General features: G+C 65.4%; 15 protein-coding genes. All 15 read right to left on the bottom strand.

The features are described from left to right. Positions 1-10: 10 nt before the first annotated feature. The 15 genes from trmB to trpS all read right to left on the bottom strand — a co-directional run bounded on the left by trmB (position 11) and on the right by trpS (position 13,644). A complete protein-coding gene (trmB, locus tag ACR9YP_RS04275; RefSeq protein WP_438103850.1) occupies positions 11-724 on the bottom strand; it encodes a tRNA (guanosine(46)-N7)-methyltransferase TrmB in 714 nt (237 codons plus the stop codon). After that, positions 721-1,878 carry a M20 family metallopeptidase gene (locus ACR9YP_RS04270; protein WP_474219074.1) on the bottom strand — a complete coding sequence of 386 codons (1,158 nt, stop codon included), beginning with the start codon at positions 1,876-1,878 and terminating at the stop codon, positions 721-723. The genes trmB and ACR9YP_RS04270 overlap by 4 nt, the downstream gene beginning before the upstream one ends. 87 nt (positions 1,879-1,965) lie before the next feature. Beyond that, entirely contained in the window at positions 1,966-2,379 is a 414-nt protein-coding gene (locus ACR9YP_RS04265; protein WP_024338547.1) for a helix-turn-helix domain-containing protein, read from the bottom strand. Between the two features lie 219 nt (positions 2,380-2,598). Next, on the bottom strand, positions 2,599-4,212 hold the full coding sequence (gene lnt / locus ACR9YP_RS04260; RefSeq protein WP_438103852.1) for an apolipoprotein N-acyltransferase: 1,614 nt from the start codon (positions 4,210-4,212) through the stop codon (positions 2,599-2,601). After that, positions 4,209-5,327: a hemolysin family protein gene (locus ACR9YP_RS04255; protein ID WP_164934831.1), complete on the bottom strand. Its 1,119-nt coding sequence runs from the start codon at positions 5,325-5,327 to the stop codon at positions 4,209-4,211. The genes lnt and ACR9YP_RS04255 overlap by 4 nt, the downstream gene beginning before the upstream one ends. A 1-nt stretch (position 5,328) precedes the next feature. Further along, positions 5,329-5,838: an rRNA maturation RNase YbeY gene (gene ybeY / locus ACR9YP_RS04250; protein ID WP_474219072.1), complete on the bottom strand. Its 510-nt coding sequence runs from the start codon at positions 5,836-5,838 to the stop codon at positions 5,329-5,331. A 60-nt stretch (positions 5,839-5,898) separates the two neighbouring features. Next, the gene (locus ACR9YP_RS04245) at positions 5,899-6,894 is read right to left on the bottom strand and encodes a PhoH family protein (RefSeq protein WP_091882190.1); all 996 of its coding nucleotides are present in this window, start codon (positions 6,892-6,894) and stop codon (positions 5,899-5,901) included. A gap of 64 nt (positions 6,895-6,958) precedes the next feature. Next, positions 6,959-8,353 (bottom strand): tRNA (N6-isopentenyl adenosine(37)-C2)-methylthiotransferase MiaB, encoded by a 1,395-nt coding sequence (gene miaB / locus ACR9YP_RS04240; protein ID WP_474219070.1) that lies wholly within the window; start codon positions 8,351-8,353, stop codon positions 6,959-6,961. 194 nt (positions 8,354-8,547) lie between these two features. Then, positions 8,548-9,228: an HAD family hydrolase gene (locus ACR9YP_RS04235; protein ID WP_438103856.1), complete on the bottom strand. Its 681-nt coding sequence runs from the start codon at positions 9,226-9,228 to the stop codon at positions 8,548-8,550. A 79-nt stretch (positions 9,229-9,307) separates the two neighbouring features. Further along, the gene (locus ACR9YP_RS04230) at positions 9,308-9,763 is read right to left on the bottom strand and encodes a Fur family transcriptional regulator (RefSeq protein WP_370989828.1); all 456 of its coding nucleotides are present in this window, start codon (positions 9,761-9,763) and stop codon (positions 9,308-9,310) included. A gap of 40 nt (positions 9,764-9,803) precedes the next feature. After that, on the bottom strand, positions 9,804-10,289 hold the full coding sequence (gene rimI / locus ACR9YP_RS04225) for a ribosomal protein S18-alanine N-acetyltransferase (protein WP_438103858.1): 486 nt from the start codon (positions 10,287-10,289) through the stop codon (positions 9,804-9,806). Beyond that, on the bottom strand, positions 10,286-10,981 hold the full coding sequence (gene tsaB / locus ACR9YP_RS04220; protein WP_438103860.1) for a tRNA (adenosine(37)-N6)-threonylcarbamoyltransferase complex dimerization subunit type 1 TsaB: 696 nt from the start codon (positions 10,979-10,981) through the stop codon (positions 10,286-10,288). The genes rimI and tsaB overlap by 4 nt, the downstream gene beginning before the upstream one ends. A 157-nt stretch (positions 10,982-11,138) precedes the next feature. Beyond that, entirely contained in the window at positions 11,139-11,708 is a 570-nt protein-coding gene (locus ACR9YP_RS04215; RefSeq protein ID WP_438103862.1) for a NifU family protein, read from the bottom strand. Positions 11,709-11,989: 281 nt separating this feature from the next. Then, the gene (locus ACR9YP_RS04210) at positions 11,990-12,484 is read right to left on the bottom strand and encodes a universal stress protein (RefSeq protein ID WP_165405940.1); all 495 of its coding nucleotides are present in this window, start codon (positions 12,482-12,484) and stop codon (positions 11,990-11,992) included. 107 nt (positions 12,485-12,591) lie between these two features. Continuing rightward, positions 12,592-13,644 (bottom strand): tryptophan--tRNA ligase, encoded by a 1,053-nt coding sequence (gene trpS / locus ACR9YP_RS04205; RefSeq protein ID WP_128946877.1) that lies wholly within the window; start codon positions 13,642-13,644, stop codon positions 12,592-12,594. Positions 13,645-13,662 lie beyond the last annotated feature (18 nt).

The raw sequence follows: 13,662 nt of genomic DNA, 5'->3' as shown, positions 1-13,662 counted from the left end.
GCAATGACGGCTAACCGACCCGCCCGAACCGCAGATAGGCCGCCTTGCGCCCTTCGCGCGCGGCTTTCCGGCCGTAGCGCGTCATAGTGTAGCCCGCCCAGGGCTGCCGGAAATCGTCGGCGCGTTCGGCAAGCCATTTGAAGTCCGGAGAGCGCGCAAGATGCGACAGCGTCCAGGCGCAGTAATCGTCGATGTCGCAGACGAAGCGGAATTCGCCGCCAGGCTTCAGCACGCGCGCCATTGCGGCAATGGTCCTGTCCTGCACGAAGCGCCGCTTCCAGTGCCGCCGTTTCGGCCAGGGATCGGGATGGATCAGGTCGATCCGCGACAATGAGGCTTGCGGAAGCCAGGCCAAGAGCTCCGCTGCATCGCCCGCGAACAGGCGGATGTTGCCGATATTGGCCGCCTCGATCTGCGCGAGGATTTTTGCCATGCCGTTGACATAGGGCTCGCAGCCGATGAAGCCGGTCGCGGGAAAGTTTTGCGCCTCGGCCGCGAGATGCTCGCCGCCGCCGAAGCCGATCTCGAGCCGCACCTCGCTCGCCGCGGGGGCGAAGATCTCGCCGGCATTCGCCGGCGCGTCACCCGCGATGTCGAGCGCAAGATGCGGCAGCAGATGATCGATCAGCCCGGCCTGGTGCTGCCTGAGCTTGTGGCCCTTGCGGCGCCCGAAGAAGGCGCGCTCGCTGTCATCGCGCTCGGAATCTGATTTGCGTTCGCTCATCGCAGCGTCTGATACAGGCGATGGAGCAGCCGCGCGCGCGGCTCGAGCGACGAGACATAGAGCTGCTCATAATGGGTGTGCGCGCCCTTGCCGTCGACGCCGAGCCCGTCGAGCGTCGCAGTGTGCGCAGCGGTGAAATTGCCGTCCGAGCCGCCGCCGGTGTGGGTGTCGATCAGCTCGAAGCCGATCTCGGCGGCAAGCGTCTTCGCATGCTCGTAGAGCGCGGCGCCTGCATTGCTCTTCTCGTAAGGCGGACGATTGAGCTCGCCGGTGATCTCAACGGTGACGCCGTCGGTCTTCGACGTGAGCGCGAGGATCTTGCCGACGAACTCGTCGGCGTCGTTGAGGCTCAGCACGCGCAGATCGACTTCGGCATAGGCCTCTTCCGGCGTCACATTGGGGCGCGTGCCGCCGCGCACCACGCCGACATTGACGGTGACGCCGCGCTTCAGGTCGTTCATTCCCTCCAGCGCCAGGATCACGTTGGCGAGCTCGCGGACGGCACTTCGGCCGTCCCCGGGTCGCGTGCCGGCATGAGCGGGGACGCCCTTGATGAAGACTCGGAAGCGTCCGACGCCCTTGCGCCCCGTGACGATCCTGCCGCCGTCGCGCGCCGGCTCCGTCACCAGCACGTATTTGGCCTTGCGCCCTTCCCGCTCGATCAGCGCACGCGAGGTCGGGCTGCCGATCTCCTCGTCGGAGGTGAACATGTGGGTGATGCCGAGCGGCGAACGATCGCCGGTGGCGCAGAGCGCGCCAAAGGCGTGATGGGCGATGTAGGCGCCGCCTTTCATGTCGTAGATGCCCGGACCGAACGCACTGTCGCCTTCGATCTTGAACGGCAGGCGCTCGATGAAGCCCATGGGATGAACGGTATCGAGGTGGCTCAGCACCAGGATGCCCGGCTCGTCCTGGCCCCAGGTCGAGCGCGCCACGAGATGATCGCCGCAGCCGCCGACGCCGGCGACGCGCTCGAGCGTCACGGGCAGATCGCGGTATTGCTCCGCGACCACGGAGATCAGCTTGTTGACCTGTTCAGGTGCATCCGTCGGCGTCTCGATCTCAACCCAGCGCCGGATGCCATCGAGAATGGTTTGGGAATCGAACCAATTGGAGCTGGCCATGAACGCATCTATGCCTTTGAATCGCATCATCGGAAAGGACGCGCATCGAGGGCGCGGCCGCAAATGACGACATAGGCCAGATTTGGGGCAGTCTCAAATCGCCATTGCGATGACGCGTCAGCGCTTGTCGGGGCCTTCGCGGGCGGCGATCTGCTCGACGAGATCGACGATGGAGCGGCGCATCTTGGAATCGGTGATTCGGGTGAACGCCTTGGTCAAGGCGAGTCCCTCCGATGTCGCGAGGAAATCCGAGACGTAAGATGGCGAGGCGCCTTCGCTGAAGCCTTCCGGGCCCGGCACACCGCTCGGCCCGCCCTCGAACAGGAACGACACCGGCACCTGGAGAATCTCGGCGATCTGCTGGATGCGGCTCGCGCCGACCCGGTTGGTGCCCTTCTCGTATTTCTGGATCTGCTGGAAAGTCAGGCCCAAAGCTTCACCGAGCTTTTCCTGGCTCATGCCCAACATGATGCGGCGCATACGCACGCGACTGCCGACATATTTGTCAACAGGGTTGGGCGCTTTCGACATTTCCTCAGCCCTCCAAACATCACCCTCGGCGCAATCAACAAGCGTGCCTCGGGTGTCAGCACCGTCAAATCAGACCCTCTTATTGGGAAACATTGCGGAGAAATTTAGCAACGCACCGCTGTCTTTTGCAGCTGTTGCAGAATGGGGAGCCCGCGTGCAGTCTGTCAACCGTGGGACTACGGTTGTCAAAGGATTCCGGCTAAGTCCGCGGCGAGGCGATCAGAGGTGCCGTTTGGCGACACGTCGGCGGATCGCCACAATCACGGCGAGCGCGACGAGCATGGCTGCGGGCACGTCGCCCACCCGCGCATAGATCGTCGGCGGGATCGCGGCGGGCAGACCTGCATCCAAAATGCCTTCGATTCCGAGGCCGAGACTGGCGATGGTGCGCCCCACCGGATCGATCACTGCGGAGATGCCTGTATTGGCGGAGCGGACCAGCGGCAAGCCGAGCTCGATCGCGCGCATCCGCGCCTGCTCCAGATGCTGATAGGGACCGGTCGAGATGCCGAACCAGCCGTCATTGGTGAGGTTCACGATCCAGCCCGGACGTTCGCTGCGTCCGCCCACCTCGCCGGGAAAGATGGCTTCGTAACAGATCAGCGGCAGCGCGGGCGGCGCGCTGGCGACCGGCAGCGCATGGCGCACGGTGCCGGGAATGAAGCCGCCGCGCACGCGCGTCAGCTGCTCGAAACCGAGCTTCTCCATCAGCCCCTGGTAGGGAAGAAATTCGCCGAACGGCACCAAATGCAGCTTGTCGTACACAGCGAGCACGCTGCCGTCGTGATCGATCACGTAGATCGAGTTATAGGCACGCGTGATCGGTGTGCCCCGCGGCAGATCCGGCGCGCGGACCGAACCCGTGATCAGCACCGTGCCCTTCGGCAGAAGGTCGGCGATCTCAGCCATCGCGTCGGCTTCGCGAGTCAGGAAGAACGGGAAGGCGGATTCGGGCCAGATCAGGATGGTGGCATCGCGCACGCCGGTCGATTGCGGGCCGGAGGCGCGGTCGGACAGCGCCAAATATTTCTTCATCACCTCCGCTTTGGCGGCGTAGTTGAATTTCGCGTCCTGCTGGAGGTTCGGCTGCATCAGGCGCAGCTTGGCGCCCGCAACCATCGTGGTCGGATGCAGCGACAGGCGGATCGCGCCGAAGATGCCCATGACGATCAGAAGCGCAATTGCGGCGGCCGGCGCGCGCCATTGCAGTCGGCGATCGGGCGCGCGATCGAACAGCGTCGCTGGGCTCGCGAAGATCGTGACTGTCAGGAACGTCATGCCCCACAGGCCGATCAGCGATGCCGTCTGCGCCAGCGGCAGCGGCTCGGACAGCGCGTAGCCGAACGCGTTCCAGGGAAAGCCGGTCAGCGCGTGGCCGCGCAGCCATTCGCTGATGGTGAGGCTTGCTGCGAGCGCCAGCACGCGCGTGGCGTTCTTGGTCCAGAGCAGGCGCGCCAGCGCAAAGCCGATTGCCGTGAAGATCGAGAGATAGGCCGGCAGGCCCAGCACGGCGAATGGTGTCAGCCAGGCGAACACGTCGGCCTCGACGAAGAAGGCGTAGCCGATCCAGTAGAGGCCGGGCACGAAATAGCCGAGCCCGAACCAGTAGCCGGTCAGCGCCGCGGCAGGAACGCCGCCATATCGTCCGCCGCCGGCACCGTCGATCAGCCAGACCAGCACCGGAAAGGTGACGAACAGCACCGGGAAGAGGTTGAACGGCGCCAGCGCCAGCACCGACAGCGCCCCGGCGGCCATGGCGATGACGGCGCGCTTCCATCCCCAGCTGAGGATGATGGCAAGCGCAATCTGCCGAAGTCGCTGGAGCGGGCTCACTGCGGACCGGCCCCGTCGCTCGGCGGCGGGGTCGGCGTGTCACTGGCCGGCGGTTGACCGCTCTCCGGCGCCGCTTCGCGGCGGCGGCTCTCGCGCTGGGTGCGGGGCGCGGGACGCTCCTTCCGCGTCGAGATGCGCAGCCGCTTGACGCGACGCGGATCGGCGTCGAGCACCTCGACCTCGTAAGTGCCGGGGCCCGAGATCACCTCGCCGCGCACCGGCAGGCGCCCGACGAAGCTGACGAGATAGCCGCCCAGCGTCTCCACCTCCTCGCCGGCCTCGCCGGTGACGAAATCCTCGCCGATCACCGAGCGGACGTCGTCGAGGCTGGCGCGGGCGTCGGCGATGAAGGCGTTGTCGGGCAGGCGCACGATCGAGGGCGGCTCGTCGCTGTCGTGCTCGTCGTCGATCTCGCCGACGATCTGCTCGACGATGTCCTCGAGCGAGACCAGCCCGTCGCTGCCGCCATATTCGTCGACAACCAGCGCGAGGTGGATGCGCGTGGCCTGCATCTGCGCGAGCAGGTCGATCGCCCGCATCGACGGCGGCACGTAGAGCAGCTTGCGGATGATGCGCGCCTCGTGAAGCGGCAGCGCGAGATCGACGGCGCGCAAATCGAGCCCGGCCGGCAGCGGCTTCTTGCGCTTGGTCTTGGTGGCCTCCGACACGCGCGCACGCGCGGTCATGAAGGCGAGCAGGTCGCGGATGTGGACGATGCCGACGGGATCGTCCAGCGTCTCGTTGTAGACGACGAGCCGCGAATGGCCGGCGCTCTCGAAGCGGTCCATCAATTCGCCGAGCGGGATGTCGCGCTTCACCGCGACGATGTCGGCGCGATGGACCATGACGTCGGCGATGCGGCGCTCGTGCAGGCCGAGGATGTTGCGCAGCATGGTGCGCTCGACCGCGGAGAAGCCGGTGTCGTCAGGCGTCGACGCGTCGAGCACGACCTGGAGGTCGTCGCGCACCGATCCCGCCTTCCAGCCGAACAGCGTCCGGATGGCGCGCAAGAGCCAGCCTTCTGCGGTCGGGCGCATCACCTCGCCCTGGGTCACGACGGCGGGCAAATTGCGCGTGTTGCGCGGGTTGTCCTGGATTGGATCGGAATCCGGCATCTCAATTCGTCCCCGGGCGGTCTGCATAGGGATCGGGAATGCCGAGATGCGCCAGGATCTGCGTCTCCAGCGCCTCCATCTCCTCGGCGTCGTCGTCGTTCTCGTGGTCGTAGCCGATCAGATGCAGGAAACCGTGCACGGCGAGATGACTCAAATGATGATCGAACGGCTTGTGTTCCTCGTCCGCCTCGCGCCGCATGGTCTCGTAGGCGATCGCGATGTCGCCGAGCATGCGCGGCGCATCGCCCGGCTTCCACTCGCCCTCGGGCTGGAGCGCAGGGAACGACAGCACGTTGGTCGGCTTGTCGATGCCGCGCCAGTTGCCGTTGAGGGTGCGGATGCCGGCGTCATCGGTCAGCATCACAGCCACTTCGGCGTCGGCGACGTCTTCGTCGACGTTCTCGGCGGCGGCCGCAACCGCGCGCTGGATCACGGTTTCGGAATCGGGCTCGCGTTGCCAGCAATCGGCGACGACGAGAACCTCGGTTGTGGGTAGGTTGGAATGGGACATTGTGCTGTCTGGGACGAAAAGGCGCGCTGTACGCGCCCGCTTGGTCCGGCTGTTGCCTCGTCAGGATTGACCGGTGGCCGGCCGCTGCGGCGACCCTTCGTAAGCGGCGACGATCCGCGCCACGAGCTCGTGGCGGATCACGTCCTCGGCTTTGAAATGCACTTGCGCAATCCCCTCGACGCCGTTCAGGAGCCGGGTTGCTTCCGCCAGACCCGAGGTCTGGCCGTTCGGCAGGTCGATCTGCGAGGGATCGCCTGTCACGATCATGCGGCTGTTCTCACCGAGGCGGGTCAGGAACATCTTCATCTGCATCGACGTGGTGTTCTGCGCCTCGTCCAGGATGATGGCGGCGTTGGTGAGCGTGCGGCCGCGCATGAAGGCGAGCGGCGCTATCTCGATCTCGCCGGTCTGGAGCGCCCGCTCGACGATGCGCGCGTCCATGAGATCGTAGAGCGCGTCGTAGATCGGGCGCAGATAGGGATCGACCTTCTCGCGGAGATCGCCGGGCAAAAAGCCGAGCCGCTCGCCTGCTTCCACCGCCGGACGCGACAGGATGATCTTGTCGACCTCCTTGCGCTCGAACAGCTGCGCGGCATACGCGACCGCGAGCCAGGTCTTGCCGGTGCCGGCGGGGCCGATGCCGAACACCAGCTCGTGGCGCTTCAGTGCGCGGATGTAGGAATCCTGCGCGGCCGTGCGCGCGCGCACCGGGCGCTTGCGCAAATTGATGCTGTCGAAGGTTGATTTGGCCGATTTGGCATCGAACTCGAACAGCGAGCCCTGGGCGATCACGGCGCGGATCGCGCCCTCGACCTCGCCCTGGTCGAGATCCTGTCCCTTCACGGCTTGCGCGTAGAGCATCTCCAGCACGCGGCGTGCGGCGTCGCAGCCGTCGCGCGTGCCGCCGATGGTGATGTGGTTACCCTTGGAGTCGACGATCACGCCGAGCCGCCGCTCGATCTGCGCGAGATGCTGGCCGTACGGGCCGACCAGCGCGGAGGCGGCACGGTTGTCGTCGAAATCGATGACGACCTGGGTCTCGGGCGGTACTTGCATGTCGCGGTCAAATTTGCGGCTGGGAGCGAACGAAGACGAATCCGATGCGCTTTTTGGCAAGGGTTCAGGCTCCAGTGGCTTGCGATAAAGCGGGCTCGCGCGCGTTGCGCGGTGTCACGAGCTCGCCGAGAAAGCTGTAGCGCTCGAGGCTGTCGATCCGGACCGGCAGGATTTGTCCGATGATGTCGGGCGAGGCCATCACATGCGCGGGCTGGAGGTAAGCGGTGCGGCCGACGATCTGGCCTTCCTTGCGAGCCGGACGCTCGAACAGCACATCGATCGTTGAGCCAATCGCAGCCTTGTTGAAGGCCGATTGCTGGCTGTCGATCAGTTCCTGGAGCCGCTCCAATCGCTGGTCCATCTCGGCGGGGGACACCGTCTCCTGCATGTCCGCGGCCGGCGTTCCCGGCCGGGCGGAATATTTGAACGAATAAGCCGCAGCGTAGCCGATTTGCGTGACAAGCGCGAGGGTGGCCAGAAAATCTTGCTCACTCTCGCCGGGGAAGCCGACGATAAAATCTGATGAAAAAGCAATGTCTTGGCGTGCGGTGCGGAAACGGTCGATGACCCGCCGGTAATCATCGGCGGTATGTTTCCGGTTCATGGCGGCCAGAATCCGGTCCGAGCCCGACTGCACCGGCAGATGCACGAACGGCATCAGGGCACCGAGATCGCGATGGGCCGCAATCAAACTGTCATCGACATCGCGGGGATGGCTGGTCGAATAGCGCAGCCGGGCGATGCCCGGGATTTGCGCCAGATGCTCGAGCAACCGGCCGAGCGGCCAGCTTTTTCCGCCCGGCCCCTCGCCGTGATAGGCGTTGACGTTCTGCCCGATCAGCGTGAGCTCGCGCACGCCGTTCTCAGTGAGCCGCTTCACGTCGTCCACGATCTTCGCCACGGGACGCGACACCTCGGCGCCGCGGGTATACGGCACGACGCAGAAGGTGCAGAACTTGTCGCAGCCTTCCTGCACCGTGACGAAGGCGGAAATGCCGCGCGCGCGGATCGCATCGGGCTTCGGTTGGGCCAGGTAGCCGAACTTGTCGGCCGCGGGAAACTCGGTCTCAATCGCACGGCCCTCGTCGCCGGCGCGTTTCAATAGCTCGGGCAGATGATGATAGCTCTGCGGTCCGACCACGACGTCGACGACAGGCGCGCGGCGCACGATCTCCTCGCCCTCGGCCTGTGCCACGCAGCCCGCGACCGCGATCTGCATCGCGCGGCCCGCGCGAGCGGCCTCGTCCTTGGCAACGCGCAGGCGGCCGAGCTCGGAATAGACCTTTTCCGAGGCCTTCTCGCGGATATGGCAGGTGTTGAGGATGACGAGGTCGGCGTCCTCAGCGCTGGCCGTCTCCACGAATCCTTCCGGAGCCAGCGTGTCCATCATGCGCTGGGCATCGTAGACGTTCATCTGGCAGCCATATGATTTGATGTGCAGCTTGCGCGGCGGCGTCATGGAACCCGAAAATGGAGCTGGAGGACGCCCCTCAGATATAGGCTGGAGGCGCGAAAATCCAGCGAATGGGGCCATTTGGGGCCGTCATTCCGGGGCGCAACGCAGTCGCTAACCCGGAATCCAGAGGTTCTGGCGCGAGATTCCGGGGTCGCCCGCGTCGGGCGTGTCCCGGAATGACGGTGAGAGGGCGAAAATCAGCCCGCCAAGGCGTCCGCCTCGACCCGCCGGACCAGCTCCGGCAGCTGATGCATGTCGGCAAAGAGCAGGTCGGCGCCGGCCAGGCGCAGGGTTTCGGCATAGCCATCGCGGCAATGGCTGCCCCCGTAAAAGCCGAACACGGGCATCCCGGCAGCTCGCGCGCCGGCAATGCCGGCCAGGCTGTCCTCGATCACGACGCAGCGCTCGGGCGGCACGCCCATTTCGTTGGCCGCGAACAGGAACAGCTCCGGCGCCGGCTTGCCGTTCTTCACCTGCGAGGCCGAGAAGATATTTGGTGCGAGGCGCTCGTAGAGGCCCGTGCTCCCCAAGCTCACGCGCATGCGCTGATGCGAGCCGCTCGAGGCGACGCAGACGCGTTGGGTGACGACATCGAGCACATCATGGATGCCGCGGATTGCTTCGAGGTCGGCCTCGAACGAGCGGAACAGCTCGTCCTGCAGATCGCCGTGATAGGCCTCGGGCAGCTTGCGGCCGAGCTCGGTCTCGATCTCGAGATTCGCCTGCCGCGTCGAGCGGCCGAGAAAACGTTCGAACACCTGATCCGACGTGATCGGATAGCCGTGCCTCGTCAGCACATCGGCATGTGCGCGACAGGAGATCACCTCGCTGTCCACGAGCACGCCGTCGCAGTCGAAGATGATGAGGTCGATGGGCACTAAGGCATGATCCGGAAAAGGTGGAGCGGTTTTCCCGCGCGACAAACGCGGGCCGCGTTTGCGCGGAGATCATGCCCAACTAAGACGTCGGCTTGTCGTCGTCGAGCGGGACGCAATAGAGCTCGAGGCGGTGATCGACCAGCTTGTAGCCGAGCTTGCGGGCGATTTCGGCCTGGAGCTTCTCGATCTCTTCGGAGGTGAACTCGATCACCTTGCCGTCGCGCAGATTGATGAGATGGTCGTGATGGCTGTCGCGCATCTGCTCGTAGCGCGCGCGGCCCTCGCGGAAATCGTGGCGTTCGATGATGCCGGCATCCTCGAACAGCTTCACCGTTCGGTAGACCGTCGAGATCGAGATCTTGTCGTCGACGGCGACGCAGCGCCGGTACAGTTCCTCGACATCGGGATGGTCGACCGCCTCCGCGAGCACGCGGGCGATGACGCGGCGCTGCTCGGTCATGCGCATGCCGGTGGCGGCACAACGCGCCTCGATGCCGGATGCCTTGGATGCGGAAGTAGGTTTCAGTGCGGTCATAGGATTGTCTGCCTGGCGGAGGCGCTTTCTGCCATCAATGTTACGACAAGTCACGTCGCATCAGAAGGGCGTTCAATTGTTCCCCGTTCGGCTGCTTATAGTAGCGTTCGCGGCGCCCGACCACCATGAATCCGGCCCGATCGTAGAGGCGGCGCGCCGGCTGGTTATTTTCCTCGACTTCGAGAAATATTATGCGCACGCCGCGCCCGGCGAGGTGGCCGAGATGGGTCATCAGCAGCGTGCGGGAGAGGCCGCGGCCGCGATAGGCCTGATCGACTGCGATCGAGAGGATTTCCGCTTCGTCCGCGCCGATCCGCGACACCGCAAACCCGATCGTCTTGCGACCGAGGCGCAAGCGATGCACCAGCGTGTTGCGCTCACCGAGCATGCTCTCGAACTCGCCTTCGCCCCAGCCGCGCGCGAAGGAGGCGCCGTGAAGCTGCGCCAGCCGCGCGGCGTCGCGCGCAGACGCGGGCTCGACGGCGGCAGTGCTGCCGCGCCACCATTGCGAGAACCATCCCATCATGAGCTTGCAGCTTGTGCTGCGAGCTGTGGCTGCGCGGCCGGCTTGGCATCGGGCGTGCGCAGATAGAACGGCCGCGCCGGGGTCGTGTCGGGATTGGCCGCGGCGCCGAGCCAGGCGACCCAGCCGATATCGGGCGCGGGCTGCGCGTCGACCGCAATGGGTTGCGGCGCACCCTTCGGCCAGCGCTCGGCGAGGATGTTTGCGGCATTGCCGACCAGATGCGGCGCGCCGAATTGCGAAGCCGCGATCGCCTCGTCGATGCTGGCGACCTTCGGTCGCACCAGCTGGCTGCCGTCGCCGGCGACGATCTGGAAATAAACGTGGTCGTGCCGCGCATCGATCGCGGACATCACGGGCGCCGATCGGCTCTGGCCGACGATGGCGGCAGCATAGGCGGACAAGGTGGTCAGGCCGACGGCCGGCCGTTTCGCCGCGAGCGCAAGGCCGCGCGCGGCCGAAATACCGACGCGCAGGCCGGTGAAGCTTCCAGGACCGACGGTGACCGCGATGCGGTCGAGCGCGGTGAAGCCGAGCTCCGCCGATTGCATCACCCGCGCGATCAGCGGCATCAAGGCTTCGGCATGCCCACGCTTCATCGGCAGCGATTCCTGCGCGCGCAGCTCGGCCGTTTCGGTGTCGAGCACGGCGGCGGAGCAGGCGTCGAGCGCAGTATCGATGGCGAGGATCAGCATGACGTGATCATAGCATTGGCAATTGGATGATATCTAAGGTTCTCGCCGTCATGGCCGGGCTTGCCCCGGCCATCCACGACTTTGCGGCCCCAAAAACGTGGATGCCCGGGACAAGCCCGGGCATGACGGAAGGAAATCGGTGCGCAGACCGTGCAATTCACATCGGCCGGACTTCGACCACGTCGGGCACGAAATGCCTGAGCAGGTTCTGGATGCCGTGCTGGAGCGTCGCAGTCGATGACGGGCAGCCCGAGCAGGCGCCCTTCATGTTGAGATAGACGACGCCGTCCTTGAAGCCGCGGAAGGTGATGTCGCCGCCGTCATTGGCGACGGCCGGCCGCACCCGGGTCTCGATCAGATCCTTGATCATGTCGACCGTCTCGGCATCGGCCTCGTCGAAGAATTCATGGTGGTCGTCGAGTTCGGTATCGCTTTGCGCCGTGCCGTCGGCGAGCAGCGGCGCGCCGGACATATAGTGCTCCATGATCGCGCCGAGAATCGCGGGCTTGAGCTGCTGCCACTCACCGCTCGCTTTGGTCACGGTGATGAAGTCCGATCCGTAGAACACGCCGGTGACGCCGGGCACGTCGAACAGCTTTTCGGCGAGCGGCGAGCGGCTTGCGGCTTCGCGGCTCGAAAACTCCACCGGGCTGCCGTCGACCACGACGCGGCCGGGAATGAACTTCAACGTGGCGGGATTGGGGGTGGCTTCGGTTTGAATGAACATGGTTTTCTCCAGACGTCGCCGGTTCAAGGCCGGCGCGTGCTCTATCCAGTAGCAGATGGCGACGGGGAACGCACGATCAAGGGGTGTGGGAGCTGTTTCGTTGTTATATCAGCGAGTTAGGACGCCTCTTCTCCCTCTCCCCGCTTGCGGGGAGAGGGTTGGGGTGAGGGGGAGTCTCCACGAGGACGGTGAGAGTTGGACGCGCGGAGGCTCCCCCTCACCCGGAATTCAAGCGGCGCTTGAATTCCGGCCTCTCCCCGCAGGCGGGGAGAGGCGAGAAGCTAAGACAGCGAATCCACGCTTTGGTCGCTCAGCGCGCCGGAGATGATCGTCACCGGAACCGGAAACGTGCCGAGCGCATGCGCGAGCAGCGAGACCAAAGGCCCCGGTCCCTCCGCACCAGGGCTCGCGGCCAGCACCAGCATGGCGATATCAGGATCCTCGTCGATCACCGCGAGCAGTTGTTCCATCGCGGCGCCTTCCCGGATCACCCGCTCCGGCGTGATCGCGGCGATGCCGTTGGCGCGGCCGGCGGCGCGGTCAAGCGCGGCTTCCGCCGCTTCCTGCGCCTCGGCGCGCATGATGTCGGCGACACCAAGCCATTCCTGCGTCTGCTGTTCGGGCTCGATGATGCGCAGCATCACCACGCCGCCGCCGGCGCGGATCGCCCAGCGGCTGGCGTAATACACCGCGCGATCCCATTCGGCGGTGTCGTCGACGATGACGAGGCATTTGGGCTTGTGACCCGGCTCGAAGCAAAGGCGCTTGCTGGTCATGCATGTCCCGGCGTGTGCACGGCCGGCATGCTGCCACACTCTCTTCCGCTTTGGGAGAGGGGGGCGGCCGGTGCGGTGGCACCAGCCAGATTTCGCTGACGCGATGATCAGCGCCGGTGGATGAAGCCGACGATGTCCTTCGAGAGCTTCATGGTCTCGTCGGCGATAGTGCGGGCCCGGTCGGAGCCCTCGTTCAGGATCGCGTCGATATGGCCGGGGTCGGCGACGAGGCGCTTCATCTCGCCGGCGATCGGCGCGAGCTTGGTGACGCACAGCTCGGCCAACGCGTTCTTGAAGCTGGAGAACTGGCCGCCGCCGAAATCCCTGAGCACGTCGGCCTTGGAGCGGCCGGAGAGCGCGGCGAAGATGCCAACGAGATTGTCGGCTTCGGGACGCGCTTCCAGGCCCTTCTCTTCGCTCGGCAGCGGCTCCGGATCGGTCTTCGCCTTGCGGATCTTCTGCGCGATGGTGTCGGCATCGTCGGTGAGGTTGATGCGCGAATTGTCCGACGCATCCGACTTCGACATCTTCTTGGTGCCGTCACGCAAGCTCATCACGCGCGTCGCCGGACCGGTGATTAGCGGTTCCGGCAGCGGGAAGAACAGGCCGTCATTGTGTCCCTGAGCGCGAATGGAATCGCCGAAATCGTTGTTGAACTTCTGCGCGATGTCACGCGAGAGCTCGAGATGCTGCTTCTGGTCCTCGCCGACCGGCACATGAGTGGCGCGGTACAGCAGGATGTCCGCCGCCATCAGCACGGGATAGTCGAACAGCCCGACCGAGGCGTTCTCGCGGTCCTTGCCGGCCTTCTCCTTGAACTGGGTCATGCGGCCGAGCCAGCCCATGCGCGCGACGCAGTTGAAGATCCAGGCGAGCTCGGCATGGCCGGAGACCTGGCTCTGGTTGAACACGATGTGCTTCTTCGGATCGATGCCGGCAGCGATGAACGCCGCGGTGACCTCGCGGGTGTTGCGCGTGAGCTCGGCCGGCCCGCCCCAGACATCGACGCCTTGCGTGATCGCGTGCATGTCGACGACGCAATAGATGCAGTTGTGCGTTTCCTGCATCTTCACGAAGTTGACGATCGCGCCGAGGTAGTTGCCGAGATGCAGATTGCCCGTCGGCTGGACGCCCGAAAAGACTCGTTCAACGAATGGCATGGTCAGCTTTCCTGGAAG

The organism is Bradyrhizobium sp. BR14999, assembly GCF_056106085.1.
Note: the sequence above shows the minus strand (reverse complement) of the source record. Positions and strands in the feature narration are given on the sequence as shown.